The sequence below is a fragment of the Flavobacterium caeni genome, from assembly GCF_900101895.1.
Taxonomy (GTDB): Bacteria; Bacteroidota; Bacteroidia; order Flavobacteriales; family Flavobacteriaceae; genus Flavobacterium; species Flavobacterium caeni.
Genome location: NZ_FMVF01000009.1, coordinates 84,327 through 107,735, shown reverse-complemented (window position 1 = coordinate 107,735; position 23,409 = coordinate 84,327). Strand labels below are relative to the sequence as shown.

Annotated in this window: 21 protein-coding genes and 1 tRNA gene; 5 read left to right on the top strand and 17 right to left on the bottom strand. The window is 49.9% G+C overall.

Annotated elements, in window-relative coordinates:
- The first annotated feature begins 52 nt into the window (after window positions 1-52).
- Together BLP55_RS10350 and BLP55_RS10345 are read left to right on the top strand one after the other, a co-directional pair.
- The gene (locus BLP55_RS10350) at window positions 53-916 is read left to right on the top strand and encodes an AraC family transcriptional regulator (RefSeq protein ID WP_091143251.1); all 864 of its coding nucleotides are present in this window, start codon (window positions 53-55) and stop codon (window positions 914-916) included.
- A 50-nt stretch (window positions 917-966) separates the two neighbouring features.
- Window positions 967-1,521 carry a sugar O-acetyltransferase gene (locus BLP55_RS10345; protein ID WP_091143248.1) on the top strand — a complete coding sequence of 185 codons (555 nt, stop codon included), beginning with the start codon at window positions 967-969 and terminating at the stop codon, window positions 1,519-1,521.
- 25 nt (window positions 1,522-1,546) lie between these two features.
- Here BLP55_RS10345 and BLP55_RS10340 read toward each other — a convergent pair whose 3' ends face one another.
- The 4 genes from BLP55_RS10340 to BLP55_RS10325 all read right to left on the bottom strand — a co-directional run bounded on the left by BLP55_RS10340 (window position 1,547) and on the right by BLP55_RS10325 (window position 5,491).
- Window positions 1,547-1,897: a DUF6370 family protein gene (locus BLP55_RS10340; RefSeq protein WP_091143245.1), complete on the bottom strand. Its 351-nt coding sequence runs from the start codon at window positions 1,895-1,897 to the stop codon at window positions 1,547-1,549.
- Between the two features lie 5 nt (window positions 1,898-1,902).
- Window positions 1,903-3,069 (bottom strand): formate-dependent phosphoribosylglycinamide formyltransferase, encoded by a 1,167-nt coding sequence (gene purT, locus BLP55_RS10335; protein WP_091143242.1) that lies wholly within the window; start codon window positions 3,067-3,069, stop codon window positions 1,903-1,905.
- A 120-nt stretch (window positions 3,070-3,189) separates the two neighbouring features.
- Window positions 3,190-4,377: a pyridoxal phosphate-dependent aminotransferase gene (locus BLP55_RS10330; protein WP_091143239.1), complete on the bottom strand. Its 1,188-nt coding sequence runs from the start codon at window positions 4,375-4,377 to the stop codon at window positions 3,190-3,192.
- Between the two features lie 19 nt (window positions 4,378-4,396).
- Window positions 4,397-5,491, bottom strand: a complete 1,095-nt coding sequence (locus tag BLP55_RS10325) for a fatty acid desaturase family protein (protein WP_091143235.1) — start codon at window positions 5,489-5,491, stop codon at window positions 4,397-4,399.
- A gap of 108 nt (window positions 5,492-5,599) precedes the next feature.
- On the opposite strand from BLP55_RS10325, the gene rsmG reads away from it, so the two are divergent.
- Window positions 5,600-6,232 (top strand): 16S rRNA (guanine(527)-N(7))-methyltransferase RsmG, encoded by a 633-nt coding sequence (gene rsmG, locus BLP55_RS10320; protein WP_091143232.1) that lies wholly within the window; start codon window positions 5,600-5,602, stop codon window positions 6,230-6,232.
- 280 nt (window positions 6,233-6,512) lie between these two features.
- On the opposite strand, the gene BLP55_RS10315 is transcribed toward rsmG, so the two are convergent.
- The 9 genes from BLP55_RS10315 to BLP55_RS10275 form a co-directional block, all read right to left on the bottom strand.
- A complete protein-coding gene (locus tag BLP55_RS10315; RefSeq protein WP_091143228.1) occupies window positions 6,513-7,523 on the bottom strand; it encodes a T9SS type A sorting domain-containing protein in 1,011 nt (336 codons plus the stop codon).
- Window positions 7,524-7,597: 74 nt separating this feature from the next.
- The gene (gene pruA, locus BLP55_RS10310) at window positions 7,598-9,229 is read right to left on the bottom strand and encodes an L-glutamate gamma-semialdehyde dehydrogenase (protein WP_091143225.1); all 1,632 of its coding nucleotides are present in this window, start codon (window positions 9,227-9,229) and stop codon (window positions 7,598-7,600) included.
- Between the two features lie 186 nt (window positions 9,230-9,415).
- Complete coding sequence (apaG, locus tag BLP55_RS10305) at window positions 9,416-9,802, bottom strand: Co2+/Mg2+ efflux protein ApaG (protein ID WP_091143222.1); 387 nt, start codon at window positions 9,800-9,802, stop codon at window positions 9,416-9,418.
- A 74-nt stretch (window positions 9,803-9,876) separates the two neighbouring features.
- A complete protein-coding gene (locus tag BLP55_RS10300; RefSeq protein WP_091143218.1) occupies window positions 9,877-11,130 on the bottom strand; it encodes a type IX secretion system plug protein in 1,254 nt (417 codons plus the stop codon).
- An 82-nt stretch (window positions 11,131-11,212) separates the two neighbouring features.
- Entirely contained in the window at window positions 11,213-11,977 is a 765-nt protein-coding gene (locus tag BLP55_RS10295; RefSeq protein ID WP_091143215.1) for a class I SAM-dependent methyltransferase, read from the bottom strand.
- A gap of 253 nt (window positions 11,978-12,230) precedes the next feature.
- Window positions 12,231-13,049: a type I methionyl aminopeptidase gene (gene map / locus BLP55_RS10290; RefSeq protein ID WP_091143518.1), complete on the bottom strand. Its 819-nt coding sequence runs from the start codon at window positions 13,047-13,049 to the stop codon at window positions 12,231-12,233.
- A gap of 174 nt (window positions 13,050-13,223) precedes the next feature.
- Window positions 13,224-13,988 carry a DUF2490 domain-containing protein gene (locus BLP55_RS10285; RefSeq protein ID WP_091143212.1) on the bottom strand — a complete coding sequence of 255 codons (765 nt, stop codon included), beginning with the start codon at window positions 13,986-13,988 and terminating at the stop codon, window positions 13,224-13,226.
- 15 nt (window positions 13,989-14,003) lie between these two features.
- A complete protein-coding gene (gene gpmI, locus BLP55_RS10280) occupies window positions 14,004-15,521 on the bottom strand; it encodes a 2,3-bisphosphoglycerate-independent phosphoglycerate mutase (RefSeq protein WP_091143208.1) in 1,518 nt (505 codons plus the stop codon).
- Between the two features lie 66 nt (window positions 15,522-15,587).
- On the bottom strand, window positions 15,588-17,999 hold the full coding sequence (locus tag BLP55_RS10275; protein WP_091143205.1) for a DUF5916 domain-containing protein: 2,412 nt from the start codon (window positions 17,997-17,999) through the stop codon (window positions 15,588-15,590).
- A gap of 236 nt (window positions 18,000-18,235) precedes the next feature.
- On the opposite strand from BLP55_RS10275, the gene BLP55_RS10270 reads away from it, so the two are divergent.
- Window positions 18,236-18,937 (top strand): murein L,D-transpeptidase catalytic domain family protein, encoded by a 702-nt coding sequence (locus tag BLP55_RS10270; protein WP_091143202.1) that lies wholly within the window; start codon window positions 18,236-18,238, stop codon window positions 18,935-18,937.
- Window positions 18,938-18,943: 6 nt separating this feature from the next.
- Here BLP55_RS10270 and BLP55_RS10265 read toward each other — a convergent pair whose 3' ends face one another.
- Genes BLP55_RS10265 through BLP55_RS10255 form a run of 3 tightly spaced genes read right to left on the bottom strand, consistent with a single transcriptional unit; the run spans window position 18,944 to window position 22,294 of the window.
- On the bottom strand, window positions 18,944-20,230 hold the full coding sequence (locus tag BLP55_RS10265; protein ID WP_091143199.1) for a DUF2268 domain-containing putative Zn-dependent protease: 1,287 nt from the start codon (window positions 20,228-20,230) through the stop codon (window positions 18,944-18,946).
- Entirely contained in the window at window positions 20,227-21,810 is a 1,584-nt protein-coding gene (locus BLP55_RS10260; protein WP_091143196.1) for a L,D-transpeptidase family protein, read from the bottom strand. Before BLP55_RS10260 ends, BLP55_RS10265 begins: the two co-directional genes overlap by 4 nt.
- A gap of 46 nt (window positions 21,811-21,856) precedes the next feature.
- Window positions 21,857-22,294, bottom strand: coding sequence for a GNAT family N-acetyltransferase (locus BLP55_RS10255; protein WP_091143192.1), 438 nt, complete (start codon window positions 22,292-22,294; stop codon window positions 21,857-21,859).
- 121 nt (window positions 22,295-22,415) lie between these two features.
- Between BLP55_RS10255 and BLP55_RS10250 the strand changes: the two genes are divergently transcribed.
- Window positions 22,416-22,488: transfer RNA gene (locus tag BLP55_RS10250), tRNA-Gly, on the top strand.
- 201 nt (window positions 22,489-22,689) lie between these two features.
- Here the strand turns inward: BLP55_RS10250 and pepE are convergent.
- Window positions 22,690-23,397 (bottom strand): dipeptidase PepE, encoded by a 708-nt coding sequence (gene pepE / locus BLP55_RS10245; RefSeq protein WP_091143189.1) that lies wholly within the window; start codon window positions 23,395-23,397, stop codon window positions 22,690-22,692.
- Between the last annotated feature and the right edge of the window lie 12 nt (window positions 23,398-23,409).

Sequence of the window (23,409 nt, the reverse complement as noted above, 5' to 3'; positions counted from 1 at the left end):
TAATGGTTGTAACAAATTTTGCTATCTTCGCCAATACTAGCACAATTAAGACATGGTCTATCCAATTTATGAAGTCCAGCGTTTCAAATGCCAATCGATACACGACGATTTGTATGTGAACACATTTCAGGAACATTTGAAAAGCCACGCCTTTGTCGAAGAGCCCCACCGCCACAATTCGCATTTGTTGCTTTTTTTTACGCAAGGTTCGGGTACGCACACCGTCGATTTTGATACCTATACCATCGCGCCGGGCAGTTTGTTTGCACTACAGCCGGGGCAATTGCACCATTGGGATTTGTCGACAGACATCGATGGATTTGTAGTGATTTATTCGACCGAGGAATACAACCTTTATTTCGGACGAAAACAGTTGTCGGATTATCCGTTCTACGCATCGGCGCACCAAAAGCCAGAAGTGGTTTTAGATCAACTTGAAATGCAATCGGTTTTGCCCTACTTCGAGACGCTGATTCGCGAAGGCCAATCCGAACTGCGTTTGCGTCGCGACCAGATGTTCAATTTAATCGATTGCATCCACATTTTCATCGCCCGAAAGTATGCCGAAAACGAGGCGCACGGAACCCATCGCTATAACACAAAAATAGGCGTGTTCGAAACGTTGCTCGAAACACATTTCCACGACGAAAAATCCCCGTCGTTTTACGCCGAACGCCTGCACATCACGCTCAAACACTTGAACCGCATCTGCCGTGAAATGCTCGGCAAGACGGCGACCGAGGTCATCGCTGGCCGCGTGTTACTCGAAATCAAGCGCTTGCTCGCCGACCGTAAACTCAGTGTCAACAAAATTGCCGACACGCTGGGGTTCGAAGATTATTCCTATTTTTCACGCTTCTTTAAAAAACAAACCGGACAATCCCCATCCGATTTTCGCAAAAAACCCACCCAATAAACTTCTTGCCTTTGCGAAAACTTCGCGAACTTTGCGGTAAAGCCAACACCATGACCGAAAAAGAAAAAATGCTGGCCGGGCAATCGTACCTCGCCAACGACAAACAGCTCACCGCCGAACGTACGCACGCCAAGAAATTGCTCCACAAACTCAACGTCACCGAGTACCTGATGAACGGCAACGCGCGCCAGATTTTGCGCCAGCTGTTGCCCAACGCGCACAAGCGCACCTACATCGAACCGCCTTTTCATTGCGATTACGGTTACAACATCGAATCGGGCGAGAATGTGTATTTCAATGTCAATTGCGTGGTGCTCGACACCATGAAAGTCAAAATTGGGAACAATGTGTTTTTTGGGCCGGGCGCGCACATTTACGCGGCTTCACATCCACTGAACGCGATGGAGAGAAGGACAATCGAGTTTTCAAAACCAGTATCGATTGGCGACGATTGTTGGATTGGCGGCGGTGCGATCATTTGCCCCGGCGTCACGATTGGCGACCGGTGCGTGATTGGAGCAGGCGCGGTCGTGACCAAAGACATTCCAAACGACTCGCTAGCCGTAGGCAATCCGGCCAAGGTCATCCGTCAATTGAACGAATAAAAAAAGCGGACCGAAGTCCGCTCTATTAGTGTTTGTGTCCGTCGTGCGCATCGTGTTTGTGTCCTTCTACCGGAAGCACCTTGAAGCTACTCGCAACGAATTTGTCGCCTTTGATTTCGCCGCTGACTTGGGCTTTGCGGACGGTGTTGCACATACCGTCATGGCCGTGCGCATCGCCAAATTGGTCCATCTTGGCGCCCTCGACAAAATACGTTTGGTTGTCGATCTTGACCGCCAAATCGCAGCCTTTTTTGCTTTTCATCCCAAATTTGCATTGGCCGCATGAGGCGTCTACGGTTTGGTTCTCAATTTTCTTGTCTTGCGCACTGACCGACAGAGTGCCGAGGAACAGTGCTATCGCGATAAATTTTTTCATGGTAATTAAGGATTAACGGTTACTGTTTTTGCCGCCGATTTCGCGCGTTCGACCACTTCGGCGACGGGCGTTTCCAAAGTGTCGCTCGCGAGGGCAACGCCCATTCGTCGGTACGGACGCGAAGTCGGTTTTCCAAAGATACGAAAATCGGTTTTGGGTAGTCCGGCAATTTTGTCGATGCCCGAAAAAGTTGGGTTTTGCGAATTTTCTAAAGCCAGGATGACCGCGCTCGCGCCGGTTTTTTCGAGTTTGATTTCAAAAATCGGCAGGCTCAAAATGGCGCGTAGATGCAGTTCGAATTCGTTGAAGTTTTGTGTGCCGGCCAAAGTAACCATGCCCGTGTCGTGCGGACGTGGCGAGAGTTCCGAAAAATACACGCCGTCGTCGGCCAAAAAGAATTCGACGCCAAACAATCCCGCGCCACCCAAGGCCTCGGTGACTTTTTCGGCCATGTCCTGCGCCTCGAACAAATCTTTATCCGAAACCAATGCGGGTTGCCAGCTTTCCTGGTAATCGCCGCGTTCCTGGCGGTGGCCGATGGGCGGGCAAAACAACGTTGGGTTGCCGTTTTGCGTGACGGTCAATAACGTGATTTCTGAATTGAATTTAACGAACGCCTCGACGATGACTTCGACCACGTCGCCGCGCGAATCTTTGACCGCGTAGTTCCAGGCTTTTTCGATGTCGCTTTCGGATTTGATCGTCGATTGGCCTTTGCCCGAAGACGACATGAGCGGTTTGACGACACAAGGAATCCCGACTTCGCCGACGGCCTTTCGCAATTCTTCGGCAGTCGTCGCGTAGCGGTAATTCGCGGTTTTGAGCCCGAGTTCCTTGGCGGCCAAATCGCGGATGGCTTTTCTGTTCATCGTGAAGTTCGCGGCCTTTGCGGACGGCACGACGGTGATGCCCTGCTTTTCGTAATCGTAAAAACGCTCGGTGCGGATGGCTTCAATCTCAGGGACGATGAAATCCGGTTGGTGTTTGGCAACGATGCGATCGAGTTCGGATCCATCGAGCATGTTGATGACTTCGAAACCGTGCGCGACCTGCATGGCCGGGGCATTTTCATAACTGTCTACGGCAATGACGGTTTGGCCGATGCGTTGGGCGGCGATGACGAATTCTTTGCCGAGTTCGCCCGAGCCGAGGAGGAGTATTTTCTTTTGCATGGAGGAGAAATTATTTTAAATGATAAATTTTGAATTTTAAATTGCGCATGATCCACGTCATTTAAAATTTATCATTCAAAACTTAAAATAAAAGAAGCCCCGAAAAAACGGGGCATATGTTTAAGCCAAGGCTTCTTTGATTCTTTTGATTGCTTCGGTCAAAACGTCCTCGCTGGTCGCGTAGGAAATACGGATGCAGTTCGGGTTGCCGAATGCATCGCCGGTGACCGTTGCGACGTTCGCTTCTGAGAGCAAATACATCGAGAAATCGTCGGCGTTGTTGATGGTTTGGCCTTTGAGCGTCTTGCCGAAAAACGACGAAACGTCCGGGAAAACATAAAACGCACCTTCGGGAACGTTGAGTTTGATGCCCGGGATTTCCTGCATCAATTTGACGACCAAATCGCGTCGGTTGTGGAACGCTTGGACCATGTCTTTGAGCACCGATGGATCGGCATCGACTGCTGCGATTGTTGCGCGTTGGGCGATTGAATTCGCGCCGCTGGTGACCTGGCCTTGCATTTTGGTGCACGCTTTGGCGATGAATTCGGGTGCGCCGATGTAGCCGATGCGCCAGCCTGTCATTGCAAATGCTTTGGCGACGCCGTTGACGGTAATGGTGCGTTCGAACAGTCCCGGAATTGTGCCGATGCTGCAAAACGTGCCGCTAAAGTTGATGTGTTCGTAGATTTCGTCCGAAACGATGTAGATGTTCGGGTGTTTTTCGAGGACTTTGCCCAAAGCTTCGAGTTCTTCGCGGTTGTACACCGAACCTGACGGGTTGCACGGCGACGAAAACCACATCATTTTTGTTTTTGGTGTGATCGCTTTTTCGAGCTGTTCGGGCGTGATCTTGAAATCGGTGTCGACGGTGGTGGGAACTTCTACCGGAACGCCGCCCGAAAGTTTGATGATTTCGTAATAGCTGACCCAAAACGGCGCAGGCAAAATGACTTCGTCGCCATCGTTGAGCATGACTTGCGCGATGTTGTACAACGATTGCTTGGCGCCCGTCGATACGACGATGTTGGCGGGTTTGTAATCGAGGTTGTTGTCGCGTTTGAATTTGCGGCAGATGGCGTCTTTTAAATCGCCGTAGCCATCGACCGGCGTGTAGGTGCTGTAATTATCGTCAATCGCTTGTTTGGCGGCGGCTTTGATGAAATCTGGCGTGTTGAAATCGGGTTCGCCGAGGCTCAGTGAAATGATGTCTTTGCCTTGGGCTTTGAGTTCCCTCGCGAGCGCGGCCATGGCCAATGTCTGTGAGGTAGACAAATTGTTGATTCTGTCTGATAAAAGGTGGTTCATTATGGTTGGGTTAGTTGTGTTATGCGATGGCAGGCTTCATGCCCAAATCGCGCAAGTGCTTGAAATGCGCAATGATCGCGCCACGCGTCGTTTTGAATTCGTGGTACGGCAGGTTGCATTCTGCGGCGGTTTGTTTGATGATGTCGGCGATTTTTCCGTAGTGGATGTGGCTGATGTGCGGGAACAAATGGTGTTCGATTTGGTGGTTCAATCCGCCTGTAAACCAGTTGACGACGGCGTTTTTAGGCGCAAAGTTCGCGGTGGTGTAGAGTTGGTGGATGGCCCAGGTGTTTTCGATCTCGCCCTGTTCGTTGGGCACCGGATTGGTGGTTTCGTCGACCACATGTGCAAGCTGGAATACGATCGATAAGATGAGTCCGGCGGTGTAGTGCATCACAAAGAACCCGAGCAGGACTTTCCACCAGGTGATGCCGATCACTATGGGCAATACGATCCAAACCGATACGTAGATGATTTTGGTGATGATGAGCGTCGTCCACAAAATCTTCGGACTTTTCGCCTCGCCGTACGACAATTTGCGTTTGAGGTAACTGCGCATTTGGCGGAAATCGGTCGTAAGCGCCCAGTTGAACGTGAGCAATCCGTATAGAAAAACGGAATAGTAATGTTGGAATTTGTGGAATCTGCGCCACTCGGCTTCTTTGGTGAATCGGATGATTTTTCCGGCATCCAAATCCTCATCGTGGCCGTGGATGTTGGTGTATGTATGGTGCAAAACATTGTGTTGGACTTGCCAATTGTAAACGTTTCCGGCCAAAATATAAATGGTTCCGCCCATAAACTTATTGACCCACGATTTGGTTGAATACGAACCGTGGTTGCCGTCGTGCATCACGTTCATTCCCAAACCGGCCATCCCGATACCGATTACCACAGACAACAGCAACATCACCCAAAACGGCATGTCAAGCGTCAGGATCAAAAAGTACGGCGTCAAAAACACGGTAAACAGGATAATGGCCTTCAGGTGCAATTTCCAGTTGCCCGTTTTTTTGATGTTGTTTTCCTTAAAATAGTTGTTGACCCTCGAATTCAGCGTGCGGAAGAATTTGAGGCTGTCGTTTTTAGAAAACGTCGGTATCACGGTGTTCATATTCATTCTAAATTAGAGCCCAAAGGTAAATATTAATCACAATCGAAACGTGTTAATTGGCAAAATATTTCAACAGTAAAATGTTTACTTTTGTGCAAAATTTTGAAAATGGAAGAAATCCTCCAACAATTCCATAACCTGTCTGAAAATCAACGGATGCAATTCGAAAAACTCGAAGCGTTGTACCAGGATTGGAACGCCAAAATCAACGTCATTTCGCGCAAGGACATCGATGAATTGTATACCAAACACGTATTACATTCATTGGCCATCGCCAAAGTGCAAACGTTCGTGCCCGGAAGCACGGTTTTAGATGTGGGCACAGGCGGTGGATTTCCCGGGATTCCGCTCGCGATTTTATTCCCCGAAACAAGGTTTCATTTGATTGACGTCATCGGCAAAAAAATCAAAGTTGTCCAGGCCGTGGCCGAAGCGCTCGGGCTCCAAAACATCAAAGCCGAACAATTGCGCGCCGAGCTCGTCAAAAGCGAATTCGACTTCATCGTTTCGCGCGCCGTGACCAACATGCCCGATTTTGTGACCTGGGTCAAGGGCAAGACCAAAAAACAAAACAAACACGATTTGCCCAACGGGATTTTGTACCTCAAAGGCGGCGATTTGCAGGAGGAATTGAAGGATTTTCCGAAGGCCGTCGAATACAACATTGCAGACTTTTTCAAGGACGAATTTTTCGAAACCAAAAAAGTTGTGCACTTACCGCTCAAATACGTAGCCAAATAAGTTAAACGCAAAGGGCGCCGAGTTTTCGCAAAGAAAGGAAGAATCGCTCTCTGAACTTTGCGGAAACTTGGTGCGCTTTGCGGTAAATCAGTTTATTTTTTGATGAATTTCTTCACTTTTTTTGACGACGAATTCTTCGAAACCAAAAAAGTCGTGCACTTACCGCTCAAATACGTAGCGAAGTAATTTTAAACGCAAAGAGCGCAGAGTTTTCCGCAAAGGCAAGAAGAAAAACTTTCTAAACTTTGCGAAAACTCGGAGCGCTTTGCGGTAAATCAATTTATTTTTTGATGAATTTCTTCACCGTCGAACCCGAATCGGTTTGAATGTTGGCAAAGTAAACGCCTTTTTGCAAATGCGCGACATCGATGCTGGAACCAGAAGCGGTCAGAACTATTTTTCCGGTCACATCGGTCAAACTAACCAATCGGATGGCGTCTTGGCTTTGGATGTTGAGTATGTCGGTTACCGGATTGGGCGCGAGTAACACGTCCTGCGCGCCGACGAATTGGTTTGTTGCCAAGGGCGCGCTCAAAAATGCTTCATTTTGTGTAATGTTATCGTTGAGCGACAGCAAAGGAACCGATATCGTCATGATCGATGTCCTAAAGGCAGGAATGCCAGGAGCGAATCCGGTTGTAGGGTAGTAACAATAGGTCGTTTCGGTTACCGTGCCCACGTTGGGGAAAGCCCCATAATTCAAACTCAGTGTTTGCGTGGTCTTGAGTCGTGTCACCGCTCCGCTAAAGGGCGTAAACCCGGCGCCTGATACCGTCAAAGTACCCCATGCATCGACCGAAGTGGTGATGCTTCCGCTAAATGTCCCTGCGTAGCTGCCATTGTCGTAATTTCCCGAAACGTTGTCTGTGTTCGAGTAACCGTACGAAAGCGGGAATGACCCGATTGCGGCATTGTTGGTATTGTAGTTCAAAACCACATCGCCATTGTCAATGGCCGTGAACGATAACACGCCACCCACCAATTTCGAGAAAATGGTGAAAGTGTCGGTCGTGTTGTTGTCATAGGTGCTGGTTGTGACGACTTTTTGCGTAGTGCCAGGAAAAGAGGCGAGTTCGGATCCGTTCGGAAGCGCGTCTGTATCTATCGATTCGCCGATACTGGTGAGTCCGGTAAAATTCCAAGTGGCGTTCGCGCCCGCAGCAGCGTGGTTGATGGTGTTTCCTACAATGGTGAAAGAAACACCATTGGTCCCGTAGTAGCTTTGCACTGGGCTTTGCGCAAACGCAAACGAAGTGATAGAAAGTGCAATTAAAAGTAATTTTGATTTCATAAGCGAGTTTTAAGGTTACCCAAAGTAACAAAAAAAGCCCGAAAGAATCGGGCTTTGAATGGTTTGATTTTCAATTATTTTTCGGCCAAAAACGGATAACGATAGTCCGTAGGCGTCACAAACGTTTCCTTGATCGTACGTGGCGACACCCAGCGCAACAGGTTCAATGCCGATCCTGCCTTGTCGTTTGTTCCTGAGGCACGTGCCCCGCCAAACGGCTGTTGGCCCACGACGGCGCCGGTTGGTTTGTCGTTGATGTAGAAGTTTCCGGCGGCGTTTTTCAAAGCGACGGTCGCTTCTTCGATCGCGTAACGGTCTTGGCTGAACACAGCGCCGGTCAAGGCGTATTCCGATGTTTGGTCGACGAGTTTTAACGTATCGGCCCATTTGGCATCTTCATACACATAAATCGTCATGACGGGGCCGAACAATTCGGTTTCCATCGTTTTGTATTTCGGGTTCGTCGTCACGATGATCGTCGGCTCGATGAACCAGCCTTTCGATTTGTCGTAATTGCCGCCGACGATGATTTCGGCATCGGCATCTTTTTTCGCCTGGTCGATGTACGACGCCAATTTGTCGAACGATCCTTCGTGGATGACCGCGGTGATGAAGTTCGTAAAATCTTCAGGCGATCCCATTTTGAACGATTTGACGTCGGCAATCAATTGGTCTTTCACCGCTGGCCACAAACTCTGTGGGATGTATCCGCGTGAAGCCGCCGAACATTTTTGTCCCTGGAATTCAAACGCGCCGCGCACGATGCCCGTCGCGACTTGTTTCACATTCGCGCTCGGATGCGCCAATACGAAATCCTTGCCGCCAGTCTCGCCGACAATTCTTGGATACGTCTTGTATTTGTGGATGTTTTGTCCGATGTGGCCCCAAATGTCCTTGAACACATGCGTCGATCCTGTAAAGTGGATGCCCGCAAAATCGGCGTGGTTGAACACGACGTCAGAAATCATCGCCGCGTCGCCGAATACGACGTTGATCACGCCGTCGGGAACGCCCGCTTCCTTGAACACATCGATAATGATTTTGGCCGAAAATACCTGGCTGTCGCTCGGTTTCCACAACACCACATTGCCCATCATCGCCGCACTCGCCGGCAAATTCGCCGCAATGGCCGTAAAGTTGAACGGCGTCACCGCATACACAAATCCTTCGAGCGGACGGTATTCCAAACGGTTCCACATGTCCGAAGGCGAATTCGGCTGGTCGTTGTAAATCTGGGTCATGTATTCGACGTTGAAACGCAAAAAGTCGATGAGTTCGCAAGCCGCGTCGATTTCGGCCTGAAAAATAGTTTTCGATTGTGCAATCATCGTGGCCGCGTTGATACGGGCACGGTAAGGTCCGGCAATGAGTTCAGCGGCTTTCAAGAAAATCGCTGCGCGTTGTTCCCATGCCATGTCGGCCCATGCGTGTTTGGCTTCGAGCGCATTGGCGATTGCTTTTTCGACATGTTGTTTTTCGGCCAAATGGTATTTTCCAACCACATGCTGGTGGTCGTGCGGCGCGGTCATGTTTTTGGTGTTTCCTGTACGGATTTCTTCGCTGCCGATGTAAAGCGGAACCTCGATCGTTTCGTTCCACATCTTGGTGTAGGCGTCCTTAACGGCCTTTTTTTCGGGGCTGTTGGGGGCATAGGTCTTTACCGGTTCGTTGACGGCTTTGGGTACGTGAAAAAATCCTTTGAGCATACGATATATTTTTAAGAATTGTCAAAATTTAGTGATGCAAAGATAAGAAATGGAATTGGTTTGACGCTGATTTTACGAATTTGATAACATAGCGTCCCGGCATCGGTTCAATCTGTTCCGTCTTCCCAAAAGCAATGTCGATGGAAGTAACCAAACGGCTCCATGCAAGACTTGAAAAAATAAAAGTTAGTTTAACGCAAATGGCGCGCTGAGCCTGAAACTTGGGACAATTACCTTGAAGTTTCGCGTCGATGTGAAGTTGACCATGTTGAACCAACCGCGCATTGCCCCAAACGGCGACGCAAGCAAACAGCCCGAATTGTACGTGTGCGATTCGCCGGGTTTGAGCACCGGTTTTTTACCGATGACCCCTTCGCCGTCTACGGTTTCGAGGTCGTTGAGCGAATCGAGGATTTCCCAGTGGCGCGAAGTAAGTTGCACCGAATCCTTGCTGTGGTTCTCGATCGTGATTTCATAACTAAAGGCAAAATGCAGCTTGTGATTCTTGAAGTACGTGCCTTCAAAAGTCGTCAAGACCGAAATTTTTATACCTCTTGTGATTTGTGAAACCATGCGTAGATTGCTCAAAATGATGTCAAATTTACAAAAATAACCTTTGACAACGTGAATTTTAGATTTAAAATTTGTTAATTAATGATATCCTCCGAGGTTGCCACACCACGACCGATGACACGGTCATAACGTTGGTTGTTTTCGCGGTAGTACACCAAAACGAAATAATCGCTGACGGTTTGGTAAAAATTGCCGTCTACGGCATTGGCGTTGTCGATCTTGCCCGCCTTGTCGGCAATTACATATTGGTAGTTTGTAAATCCTTGTTTGACCATGATTGCCTTTTCGTAAACCCCTTTTTCGCGGTTGTAATCCATCTTGTTTTCGGTCGAAAGCGCATAGTTGTTGAACATGCCATTGATGTAGATGTCGCCTTTCCCAAAATAGGCAGGTGCCGAAAGCGAAAAGAAAATCCAGGCATAATCGGCTTCGATATCGTTGTTCTCGGCATTGATGTTCTGGATGATGAAATTGCCGTTGTAATCGGGGTAAAACGTGTACGGGTTCGCGCCGCGTGCGTTGTTGGTGTACAGGTAATTGTTGTACAAACCGCCGCCCGATTCAACCTTGGCGATAAAATTGTTGGCCCCGCGGATGTCTTTGTTTTCAAAATACATGAATTCGTTACCGCCCCAAAATTGCGTCTCGACATCGTATTTGTAAATCAAGTCGTTCCCGATGGTATACATGGGCGGAACGTTGGTGATGGCCGTGTTGAGGTTGCCGTTCTGCAACAGCAACACCTTGACGTTCTTGAGCGGGCTTTGGAACAAAATATTTTGCGATTTGATCGAAAAATCAAGGTTGTGTTTGTAGTTGACATCGGCCACGTTGCGCGCGCGTTTGATTTGCAGCGGTACGCTCACCAGGTCTTCGTAAAGGATAAACTTTCTCGAGAAAACCACATCGCGGTCTTCGTTCAATATCTTGAGCATGTAATTGCCGCTCACGAGCAAACGGGTGCGTTGGTTCGGGAAATCGACCCTGTAATGCGAATAGAGTTGCAGTGCGTTGAACGAGTTTTGATAGTCCTGGATGCGCTGCTCGTCGAACCCTTGCAAATATTCCTGCTTGACCAATTGCGACGGTTTCCAATCGTAGTCGCAATGCTGGATCACGTAATAATAGTTGGCCTCGTTGCCAAACAAATCGTCGAACGAAAACCGAAACGCATCGCCCAGTTTGATGAGCGGGACAATGTTGATGCCGTTCTGCGTAAAACTCACGGTCTTGATGTTGTAAGGTGGAATGATTTCCTTTTCGATTTGGGCCGAAGCCATCGGGATTGCCAGCAAAAACAGCAATCCGGCAAGAATTTGTTTGGTCATAATTGTGCGTTCAGGATGGTAAATATAACAAATAATGCACAAACGATATTGCACGGCGGTACGTCAAAGTGTTAATTGACGGCTATTTGAAACAAACAGGGATGATTTCGCCCTTGGCCAAGCAGTATTTTTCGACCAAATCCGGTGTCAATTTTTGCGTGTAATCTTCTTCGATTACCCTAAAACCGATGCTGCGCAACTTGTCGAAATAATCGCGACCATACACCCGAACGTGGTCGTACTGGCCAAAAATGGCGGCACGTTGTTTGGGATCGGTGATCGAATCGTCTTCGAATGTGGTTTCGCGCTTCAAGTCTTGCGGAATCTGGAAGATGCCCATGCCGCCCGGTTTGAGTACGCGGTACAGCTCCTGCATGGCCTTGGTATCGTCGGGGATGTGCTCGAGCACGTGGTTGCACAAAATCAAATCGTATTGGTTGTCCTCGAACGGCAAATTGCAGATGTCGGCCTTGACGTCGGCCAGCGGCGAGAACAAATCGGTCGTGGTATAATCCAGGTTCTTTTGGTTGCGGAAGCGTTTGTAAAAAGCCTGTTCGGGTGCAAAATGCAACACTTTTTTGGGCGCCGTAAAAAAGTCGGTTTCGTTCTTCAAATACAGCCACAACAACCTATGGCGTTCGAGCGACAAGGTGCTGGGCGACAAAACGTTGTTGCGTTGTGTGCCGTATCCGTAAGGCAAAAACTGTCTGAAACTTTGGCCGTCGATCGGATCGGTGAAAGTATTTCCTTTGAGCAAAAATGCCAAAATCGGCCGCGCCACATAACTCAGCCGTATCAAGAGCGGACGCGGGATGGTGTTGAGTATGAATTTGAAGATTTTCTTCATTTTTTAGAAAGATGCCGGCACAAGAACATGCTATAGGGAGCCATAAAAATATTAAAAAAGGGCCTTGTTTGGGGATGCCGGAGCCAATCCGGAAACAGAAACTAAAACTTTAACAAAATGTACAGATTTTCTGTAGCCCCGTGTCAAATTTATTTTGTTGGGGTATACTTCCAATGCCCCCTTCCCTACGGTAAAAATACGCATTTCCCTTAAAGGTCAATTACAGAAAAACTGCACTTTTTCACCAAGACCATCAAACGACCAACGGTTCGCGTCTGAATTCACGTTCCTCATCGCTCTCGATCCCCAGCGCTTTGTAGATGTAGGCAAACGTCGAAAGCAATTCCGGCTTCCCGTTGATCAACGCCACGTCGTGTTCGAAATGCGCGCTCGGTTTGCGGTCGGCGGTCACGATCGTCCAGCCATCCTTGAGGTGCTTGATGTTTTTGGTCCCCATGTTGATCATCGGCTCGATGGCCACCACCATGCCTTCGACAAACATTTTGCCGCGGCCGCGTTTGCCATAGTTGGGCATCTCGGGATCTTCGTGCATTTTCTTGCCAAGCCCGTGCCCTACGAGTTCGCGTACGACCCCATAACCATGCGCCTCGGTGTATTTTTGGATGGCGTTCCCAACATCTTCTACGCGGTTGCCCGCCCTGAATTCGCGGATGCCGACGTACAACGATTCTTTGGTCACCTGCAACAATTTTTGCGTTTCGGGCGCGATCTCGCCAATGGCAAACGTATAGGCGTGGTCGCCGTAGAATTCGTTCTTGAGCACGCCGCAATCTACCGACACGATATCGCCTTCCTCGATCGGGCGATCGGCAGGCAAGCCGTGTACGACCTGTTCGTTGACACTCGTAAGCAGCGTCGACGGACAGCCGTACAACCCAAGAAATCCAGGGACGGCCTGGTGGTCGCGTATGAATTGTTCGGCCATTTTGTCCAATTGCAAAGTGGTGATCCCGGGTTTGATTTCGCCCGCAATCATGCCTAACGTTTTCGAAACGAGCAACGCGCTTTCGCGCATGAGTTCGATTTCCTCGCTGGTTTTTGGAATGATCATGTCGTCAAATTTTCGACTGCAAAAATAAGGAATCTTATTTGATTTTTGCCGCAAAGAAAAAAGCGTGCTCGCAAAGTACACAAAGCCAATCAAATAAGCAACAGCCAAGCAGGTCGAGCCTACAAACGCAACTTTTCGTGCTTTGCGTTTTCTTCCCTGCTTTGCGGTAAAAACTTAAGGTTTTGCGGCGTCTTCGGATTTGTACAAATCGAAATTGAAAATCCCCGAAATGATGAATCCGTTGTTTTTCTGGAAAGCATTTTTGCCACCTACTTCACGGCCGAGCTGTACGGTTTGGTTCAAATAGCCGCCCTCGATACGGATGTTTTTGCCGATGGGATGGCCGATGAGCGCACCAAAACGGTTCTGGTCAAAGATGTTCTCGCCGATGTTCTCGCCAAAGCCCATGAACAATTCATCGTACACGGCGGCATACAGTTTTTTATAGACCGGCAGTTGCAGTCGGATCATGTAGCGCAATCGGTTCAAATACACATAATCGTCTTCCGAAGTCAGCAACGCATTCGTGTACCGGCCCACCCAACGCTGCTCGAACATAAAACGATGGTTGAGCGACAGGCTGCCGACCTTGTGCCCCAATTGCACCATCTCATACACGCGGTGCTCGGTAAAATCCTTGCCGAAATTGTTGAGCGGAATCTCGCCGTACGGATACGTCTCGGCCCACGCATAACCCACGCGAAACAACACATCGGACGAAAATTTATAGTTGACGCCCACGCGCAAAAGGCCCTGTTGCCAGTTTTCGACATAGTCGTCGCGGCGCCATTGGTATTCGGTGTGGAGGCCCCATTTTTCAGACAGGTTGAACGTGCCAGTGGCCGCAAACCAACCGATGTTGTTTTTGTCGGTGGTGCGCGTTTGCGCGTGCGAAAAAGCGATACAAAAAAGCGAAAGGAAAAAGAACTTGAACTTCAAAACGTATTATTAAATTTATAAAAGCGAATGTTGCGTCATCGACGCGGGTTGCGGCACGCCCATCAAATCGAGGATGGTAGGGGCAATGTCGCCTAAAATGCCGCTGTTGATTTTTGTGATCTCGGGATCGACCAAGATGATGGGCACCGGATTGGTCGTGTGCGCCGTATGCGGGCTGCCGTCGGGGTTGATCATCGTCTCGCAATTGCCGTGGTCGGCGATAACGATGGTCGTGTAACCGTTGGCCAATGCCGCGTCAATTACTTTTTTCGCGCATGCATCGACGGCTTCGCATGCTTTGACCGCGGCGTCAAAAACACCGGTGTGGCCCACCATGTCGCCGTTGGCAAAATTGAGACATACAAAATCGACGTCGCCTTTTTCGAGTTCAGGCACGAGTGCATCGGCCAGCTCATGGGCGCTCATCTCGGGTTGTAAATCGTAGGTGGCGACCTTTGGTGAATTGCGCAAAATACGGCTTTCGCCCTCGAACGGTTCTTCGCGTCCGCCCGAGAAGAAAAACGTCACGTGCGGGTATTTTTCGGTTTCGGCGATTCGGATTTGCTTCTTGCCCGCGCGCGACAACACTTCGCCCAACGTTTCGGTGATGTTGTCCTTGTCGAAAATGCGGTAAATGTTGTTGAACGTGTCGTCGTAGTTGGTCATCGTCACATAGTACAAATTCATTTTGTGCATGTGGTGGTCGGGATGGTCTTTTTGCGACAAGACTTCGGTAAGCTGGCGTCCGCGGTCGGTGCGGAAGTTAAAGAAAATAACCACATCGCCTTCCTTGATGGTCACCAGCGGCTCGTCGTGCGAATTGGTCATGACAATCGGGCCGATGAATTCGTCGGTCACGTTTTTCGCATAGCTGGCTTCGATCGATGCCACGGCGTCGCGCGAATGTTGCCCCGTGCCATGTACGAGCAAATCATACGCCTTTTGCACGCGTTCCCAGCGTTTGTCGCGGTCCATCGCATAATATCTTCCGACAACCGAAGCCAGTTGGGCCGACGTACCCTTGACATGATCGACGATTTCGCCAATGAAGCCGGCACCCGACTTGGGATCTACGTCGCGTCCGTCGGTAAACGCATGGACGTATACTTTGTTCAAACCATAGTCGTGCGTGGCATCGATCAAGCCCTTTAAATGCGAAATGTGCGAGTGCACGCCGCCGTCGGATACCAACCCGAGCAAATGCACGTCCTTGTCGTATTCCTTGGCGTAATGGAACGCATCGGCAATCGCCTTTTCCTTGTTGAACGTCTTGTTCTCGACGGCCAGGTTGATCTTGACCAAGTCCTGGTAAATGATACGGCCCGCGCCCAAATTCATGTGGCCTACCTCCGAATTGCCCATCTGGCCATCGGGAAGCCCAACATTGAGTCCGTCGGTGCGCAACTCGGCGCTCGGGTATTTTTCGAAAAGCGATTTGATAAACGGAATGTTGGCGTTGTCTGGGGCCGAGACTTTCGGATCGGGCGATTTTCCCCATCCGTCAAGGATCATGAGGATGACTTTTTTGTTCATGGTTTGGATTTTTACAAAAATAGGCAAATTCCGCGTGGCGCGAAATCGCAAGCGGTTAAATAAACTTTAAAACCAGCCCTTGACGTTGTTGTAATCGAGGAAGTAGCGGATGCTCACCGAGAATACATTGTTGAGGTCGCCGCGAAACAAATCGGTGAAATTGTCGCCCAGGTTTTTGTCGATGTAACCCAGGTTGCGCTTGTCCGAGAGCGCGTTGTTACGGTACAAAAACGACAACTGGCTGCCCGGCGCGAACCACCATGAATACGACAAATCGACATTCCACGAATTGAAGTTCACGTTAAGGTATTGGTTGTAGTCCGAAGGCGCCAATTTGCCGTTGGGCTGTAGTTCTTCATACGCCAGATTCTTGGCATAAGACCAATAGTACCGCGCCAGCAAATTAACGGTCATGCGGTTGTTGATCGCAAATTTCGACTCGATCGTATGCGTGTGCGTATCGCGGTCACGACGCGCAAAAATGATGTCGTCGCCGTCAAAAGCGATGCGGCCGCGGTTGTTTTTGTTGTACAGGTAATCGTAGGAATAAATCAGCATCACGCGGTTGCTCACGCGGTACCTCGGACTTATGAAAAACTCGAAATTGAGCCGGTCTTTTTCGCTGGTGAGCGTAAGCGCTGGCTGGATGTCGAGCGCGAATTTGTAGTTGTAATTCGAAGAGAAATAAACCCAGCCGCGGTAGTTTTCGGGCAATTCGACAAAACGGCCCTCGGTAAGCGATTCATAAAAATCATACGTCTTGAACGGGCGGATGTTCACACCATAACCAAAATAGTGGTTCTTGCGGCTCGTCGAATTGACGTACATGTTGAGCGTACCCTGCTGCATACGGCCCGTCGTGTTCTGGAATTCCGAGTACCATTCGGTGTAAAACGTAAAGGTGTTGAAACGCTTGGTCGGGTTCAGGATGCGGTAAGAACCATAGGCCTCGAGCGTGTGGTAATTCGTCAAAAAGTTGATCCCAAGATCGTTGTTGTCGTAATCCTTCGATACATAACTGCCCGCCACGCGGTAACGGAATTTGCCGCTGGTTTCGCCCAAACTGAGCGCCGCGCTGAAACCGTCGTAATCGGGATTGTTCCCCAATTCGTTGATGTAGCTGTACTTGAAATTGCCCGAGGCGTTGTAGGTGTTCTTCTTGGTGTTCAAATCGAAAACGGCCGCGCTCACATTCGCATCGCGGTAGCTGCCGCCGCGCGTGACGTTGGTGTTCACCAGCGATACCGATGAATTCTGGTTGAAGCGCTGATCGACTACAAGCACGTTGTAATTGGCCATCGGCTCGACCTCGACCTTGCGTCGGATGCCCGAAACCGTATCGAGCACCACCGCCGACGTGCGCTCGGTGATGGCATTGAGTACGCCTATGCCGAGTCCTTTTTTGGTGCGTCCCGAAACCTTGACCGCATTGATCAGGTTGATCGCCGACGGATATTCGGTCACCGTTTCGTTGTCGCCCGTGACCGGATAGGTCGATGGCGTACCGCCGATGCGACGCGTGTACAACAAATTCCCCTTGTTGAACAGTTCGGTGCCTTCGGTAAAAAACGGACGGTTTTCGTTGAATTGCTGTTCGAACGGCCCCAGGTTCAGGATGACGTTGTCGAACCGCGTTTGGCCAAAGTCGGGTACGAGGATCGCGTCGAGGGTAAACGCATCGCTGATCCCGTATTTGATGTCCATCCCGATCTTGAACTTCTGCTCGGCGCCGCGGGCCGTGTCTTCATAATAGAAAGAAGAGTAGGGGATAAAAAACAAACGCGTAGGCGGCTCGATGTATTGGATGCCTTCGAGATAGCCCGATTGCATGCTTTCGTTGGCGATCTTGGCGTCGATGAAATTCCAGGTGTATTGTTGCCGGTCGCGACGGAATTCGCGGTAAAAGTTGATGCCCCACGTTTGTACGGGATACTCGGAAAAACGCAGCCAGGCGTAAGGGATTTTGAGTTCGGCCACCCAGCCAAAATCGGTGATCTTGACGTTGCTTTCCCAAATCGCGTCCCACGTATAATCTTCGCCTTGCTGGTCGGTGAACACGCAATCCATTTGCACATTGGCCGCCGACACAAAAAAGCGAAAATCCTGTTGCCCGTCGTTGTAACCGTTGATGAACACGCCAAAATGTTCCGACGTGCCAAACAGGTCGCGTTGCGTGACTTCCTTTAATATCTTTTGGGGTTCGTTGTCGTACATGGTCGCGGCAATGTATACCGCATCGTCGTTGTACACGACCTGTACGTTGGTTTTTTTGGTTTCGTCGACGAGCTTCCCGTTGTCGGGTGCAAACATGACAAAGTCTGAACCGATGGGGGCCGTTTTCCAGATTTCTTCGTCGAGGATGCCGTCAACTGTAATGTTTTCGGTGACTGAAATGGCTTGAAGCGATTTGCGCTGCGCCGTCGAAACAAGGCACGCGAGCAGCGTCAAAACGACAAAAAGGCACCGGATTTTGGTCATAAACTTGGGGTTCGCTCAAGCAAAAATAACTATTATGTTGACAATCACAACGCTTTTCACAATAAAACTTAAAAGCTGTCGTTATCCCCTCTCCAGGTGCCCAATTCGGGAGTATTGTGCAGTTAATCGGTAAAATTTGCGTTTTAACGATTATTTTAACAGTAAAAGATTTTGACGCTATTCGTTTTTTGTTACATTTGCCGTCCCCAATCTATTGTTTAACCTAAATTAAAAGAATGATTTACAAGATTTTACCGATGATGGCGCTGCTCCTGATGTCATTCTCGGCCAACCAGACCAACAGCAAGACACCGCTCGTCGCTTCCCATACCGCATCGGCCCTTGAAACCAAGGCGGCCTCTATTTACGGACAATTGCATTCGGCAACCGTTTCGGCATTGCCCAAAATGGAAAGTTTTACCAAGGCACTCGAAGGATTCTACGCACTCAAGGCCAAAGGCAAAATCGAGAAAGACGTATTGACGCTCGTCGACTTTAGCCTGTCGTCGAACACCAAAAGACTTTGGGTCATCGACCTGGGTACGAACACCATACTGTTCCACTCATTGGTCGCGCACGGCCGCAACACGGGCGAGGAATTCGCCAAGGTGTTCTCGAACAAGGCCGAATCCTACAAAAGCAGCCTCGGGTTTTACATCACGGGCGAAATCTACACCGGCAAACACGGCAAATCGTTGCGTTTGGACGGACAGGAACGAGGCGTCAATGACAACGCGCGCCACCGTGCCGTAGTGATGCACGGCGCCGATTATGTATCGGAATCGTTCATCAGGAACCACAACCGTTTGGGCCGCAGCCAGGGTTGTCCGGCCATCCCGGTCGAACTCACCGATGGCATCATCGATGCGATCAAGGACAAATCGTGTTTGTTCATTTACCATCCGTCGCGCAAGGCGCCGAGCAGGTTGGTTTCCTAAAGAAGGTTAATCTGAAGTCCAGAAATCAATCAAATAAGGTTTGAGCCTTGTCTGATCGGCTTTCCTGAAATTATTCGATATCAAAATCTGATAGTGCCGGTTCGGCGCAAGATCCGCTTCAATGGTCCACGATTTATGGTCGTCGGACCATTTTCTTTGCACGCCCAATGCGGGAAATGCGCTTTCGCCCAAAGGGCCAAAATCGACGCCGGTGTTCGTGCCGTTGAGCGGTTCCGAAAACACGATTTTGAGCAGCGTTTTTCCCGACTTTATTTTGTTGCCATCCATTAGCGGTTCGACCAAAACAACAGTCGGGCGTCGCGATTCATAGTCGGCGTTGAGTTTCGAAAGCGCTTCCGGAAATAACTTTGTGTCATCTACCAAACGCGCCACCGCTTTTTCATCCGAATAATCGAGTTCGATCAGGTTTGCAATCGCCTTTGTTTTGTCGGATGCTTTTGCATAATGGCGCTCGGCGATTTCATATCCGATGTAGTAACCCAAATCGCGTATTTTGAAATCGTTTCGGTTTTCGCCCCAAATCCAGTTGTAGTTGTGGCTCATCACGTACAAATCTTTGACAAACAAATCAACAACCTCTTTTTCATGCGCTTTGCCGAAGTCAATTGCGGGCACGGTCGATTTTTTGCCCGTTACCAGGCAGGAAATAAATTCGGCCACGCCTTCGTACAAGCACATCGACAACAAATTTTCGACCAATGGTTTTTGTTGGATGTGTAGGTATTCGTGTGTACACAACAGCGCCAGATTTTCGCGCGGCTCCGATTCGCGGTAAAACGGTTGCCGCCATTCGGGCAATTCGTCGATCACGACAAACCGGTCGGCCAATGCGCATTCGGCGCCAATGAGCACGCGGTCTAGGTATACCGTTCCATTGGTCCTGAACGCGCCCATGGCAAAATAGATGGTTGCGGGTTTGAGTGCGGGATAGGCCGCCCGAAGTTTCTCGATGTCGGTTTCGATTGCGGGATAAAGCGTCTCGACCGTTTGTGTTTTTGCACGTAACGAAGCCCAAAACTTGGGGTAGTTCGCGATCGCATCAAGGTAATCTTTGGTGGTGTAACGGCGCACCTCGCGCAGTGCGTCGAGTCCGGGCGTGCCGGGATTGAAGTATAGGTTTTCCAGAAGTTCCTGCTTTTCGATGGTATCGGTTGTGGCGACAATCAAATCATAGGCCGTCCAAAAATAGTTCAGGTCGCTGGCTTCGAATACCTGCTTTTTTTGTCCCATCAAAAGTGTGGGCAACATCAAGATGGCCATCCACTTGGTCATTTCTGCAATTTCTGATACAAGTCTTCATCCAATTTGTAAATGTCCGGACGGAACTCGATCTCGCCGTTGCGTTCCATCCAAGCGGTCCAATACAGTTGGTGTAGCCTTATTTTTTGTTTGAGCGCGATGGTCTTGGTTTTTTTGGTCGCGACCAGCGTGTCGATCTTTTCGCGCGGCCATTCGATCGAATCGTTGAGCATGTATTGCGCCAATGGCAACGGATCCTCGACCCGTACACAACCCGAACTCAAACTGCGGTACTGCTTGCCAAAATACTCGCGGTGGTTGGTGTCGTGCAAATACACCGTATAATTGTTGGGGAAGTTGAATTTGACCACGCCCAGCGAATTATAGTATCCCGGCGCCTGTACGTAGCGGTACGCCCGCGGATTCTTGGGGTTCCACTTTTGCGGATCAACAACCTGGCCCTTCGAATTGTAGATCGTGATGCTGCGCGCGGCAAAATACCCGCGGTTGTTGGTCGCGTCGGGCACAAGGTCTTCGCGGATGATGGTCGGCGGCACGGTCCAGGTGGGGTTGAACACTATGTTGTTGAACGTAGACGACAGTATGGGTGTTTTTCGCGTCGATTTGCCCACTACGATGCGTTTGCGCTCGATCGTATCGCCGTCCTTGATCACGCGCAAATAGTAGCCCGGGATGTTGATGATGATGTAATGGTCGCCCATATCGCGCGGGAACCACCGCCACCGCTCGAGGTTGGCCACGATCTGGTGTTTGCGTTCCGCCATCGACAAATTGAGCGCCTCGACCGTGCTCTTGCCGATCACGCCGTCGGGCGAAAGGCCTTGCTTGCGCTGGAAGTTCTTGATGGCCGCGACCGTTTTTTTGTCGTAAATTTCGGTCAGTGTGTCTTGCTTGGGCAGTTCTTTCCAAACAATCAGCTTGCGTTTGATCGAGGGCATCAGGCTGCTCGTGTCGCCACGCACGATTTTTTCGGTGAACACAACGGGTTTGATCGTGTCCTTCGCATAATCGTCCATTTTGACCAGCGCTTTTTTGAGACTTGCGTAAATTTCATGGTGCGGCTTGACGCTTTCGAATACCGCGGCGAGCGAATCGCCCTGTATCCCGCCCGAAAGCAATCCGTTCAAATCAACGGGATTCCGTTTCAAATCCCAATCGCGGTAAATATGACGCGGGTTGAGTTTGCCGTTGCTCAAATGCCAAAGGTATTTTTGTGCCGACTTGGTGAGCACCAAATCGTAGTCTACCATTTCGGCATCCGAGAATGTCTTGGCCTTGGCCTCTAGTTTTTCGATTTTCCTGATTTTGTAATCGCGTGGGTTCAGCCCTTCGAATTCGGCGTCGCGCAACAGTTGGATCAGCTTTTGGCGCAATTGCGGTTTGTGCCACACCGTCCCGAATCCGTAGAGCCGGTAAAACGCCGTAAGCGTCGCATCGTCTTTTTTGGTCACAACCACCGAATCAAACGTCACGCTGGCCGAATCGCGCAATACCTTTACAGGCGGCGCAGCCACCGGTTTTTCGGGCGGCAATTCTTTTTTACAGCCCAAGACCAAACAAGCCAGCAAGAGGATCCAGTAGTTTTTTTGCATACGCGATTTTTATACAAGATAGGTATTTTCAAGATGCATTGGCCGACTAGCCGCGCAATTTTTTGAACATCATGAAATGCGTCCCAATCCCGGCAATAGCAAATGGTCCGCCCCAAACCGAATACCCCAGTTTTTGATAAAACCCGACGGCCACCTCGCGCGCATTGAACCAAATCAGCTTGTAATGCCGCTGGTGCGCAAAGTCTTCGGCATGCCGAACGAGCTGCTCGCCGATGCCTTTCTTTTGCGCGTCGGGCAACACGGCCATCCCGCGCAACTGCAACTGCGCCGGATACTCGAATTCGTGGTTGGGCACGGCAAACAACGACGCAACCCCAAGCAACCGACCATGTTCGTAGTAGCCAAAATGCACCGTTTTCGCATCGTCGTCGCCATCGAAACGACAGGTTTCCAGCGGCTTTCCGGCCCGCAATACGGGGTGCCGAACCGGATAAGTGGCCAACGCGTTAATTTCGCAGATCATGTTTTTTCAAGTTTAAAGTCGTCATCCTAAAACCCTTACTGTATGGAGGTGTCCAAAAAATGGTATTTTTCCAAAAAAACTTGCATCGAAGCAAAATAGTTATTTATATTTGCACCCACATGCGGAAGTAGCTCAGTTGGTAGAGCTCCAGCCTTCCAAGCTGGTTGTCGCGAGTTCGAGCCTCGTCTTCCGCTCATAGAGCCTGAACCTAGTTCGGGCTTTTCTATTTTAGGGCGTTCGTCGGCTCGCAAAAAGCTGATCGCATTTTCCTCGCCGCCGCCGCGTGTTCCGTTGCAATCTTTTTTAAAAGAGATTTGCCTGCGCTATCGCTCCGGCGAATCCTTTTAAAAAAGGATTTCCACTTCACCCGCTAACGCGAGCAACGCTTTGAACGTTTATCGCAAACCAGACAAATCGCTTCCCGCCGCCAGTTCCTCGGGGTCTTTCCCTTGCCGGAACAACCGCGCCTGCAAGTCGCCTTTGAGCGTGATCTTGTCGCCCGAAACTTCGAGCCAGCTGCCTTCGCGCAACCCCAACACCGGAATCGTATTGAATTGGTGGAATTCTTTAATTCGTGTCTCGCGCGTTTCGCCCATGTGTTTCGACTGCAAATCGGGGTCAAGATAATGCGGGTTCAGGTTAAACGGAATCAAACCCAACGTCTGGAAACTCGGCGGATAAATGATGGGCATGTCGTTCGTAGTTTGCATCGTAAGGCCCGTAACGTTGCTGCCCGCGCTACTGCCCAAATAGGGCGTTCCGGTCTTGACCGCATCGGCCAAGGCATTCATCACGTTGTTTTTGTACAACTGCGTGACAAGCAAAAAGGTGTTGCCGCCGCCCGTAAAAATCGCTTCCGCCTTTGCGATGGCCGCCGCCGCATCTTCGTATTCATGCAAACCCGTAACCGAAATCCCGAGCGGGGCAAAAGCGTCGCGCACGCGTTGGGTGTACTCGTCGTGCGATATCCCGCCCGGACGCGCATACGGGACAAAAAGCAACGACCTGCGGCCTTTAAAAAATTCGGTCAGTGTGGGTAAAAGATAATCGAGGTATCCGCCGCCGTGCAAAGTCGATGTACTGGCGATGATCATTTTCTTCATGGTATCTGGTTT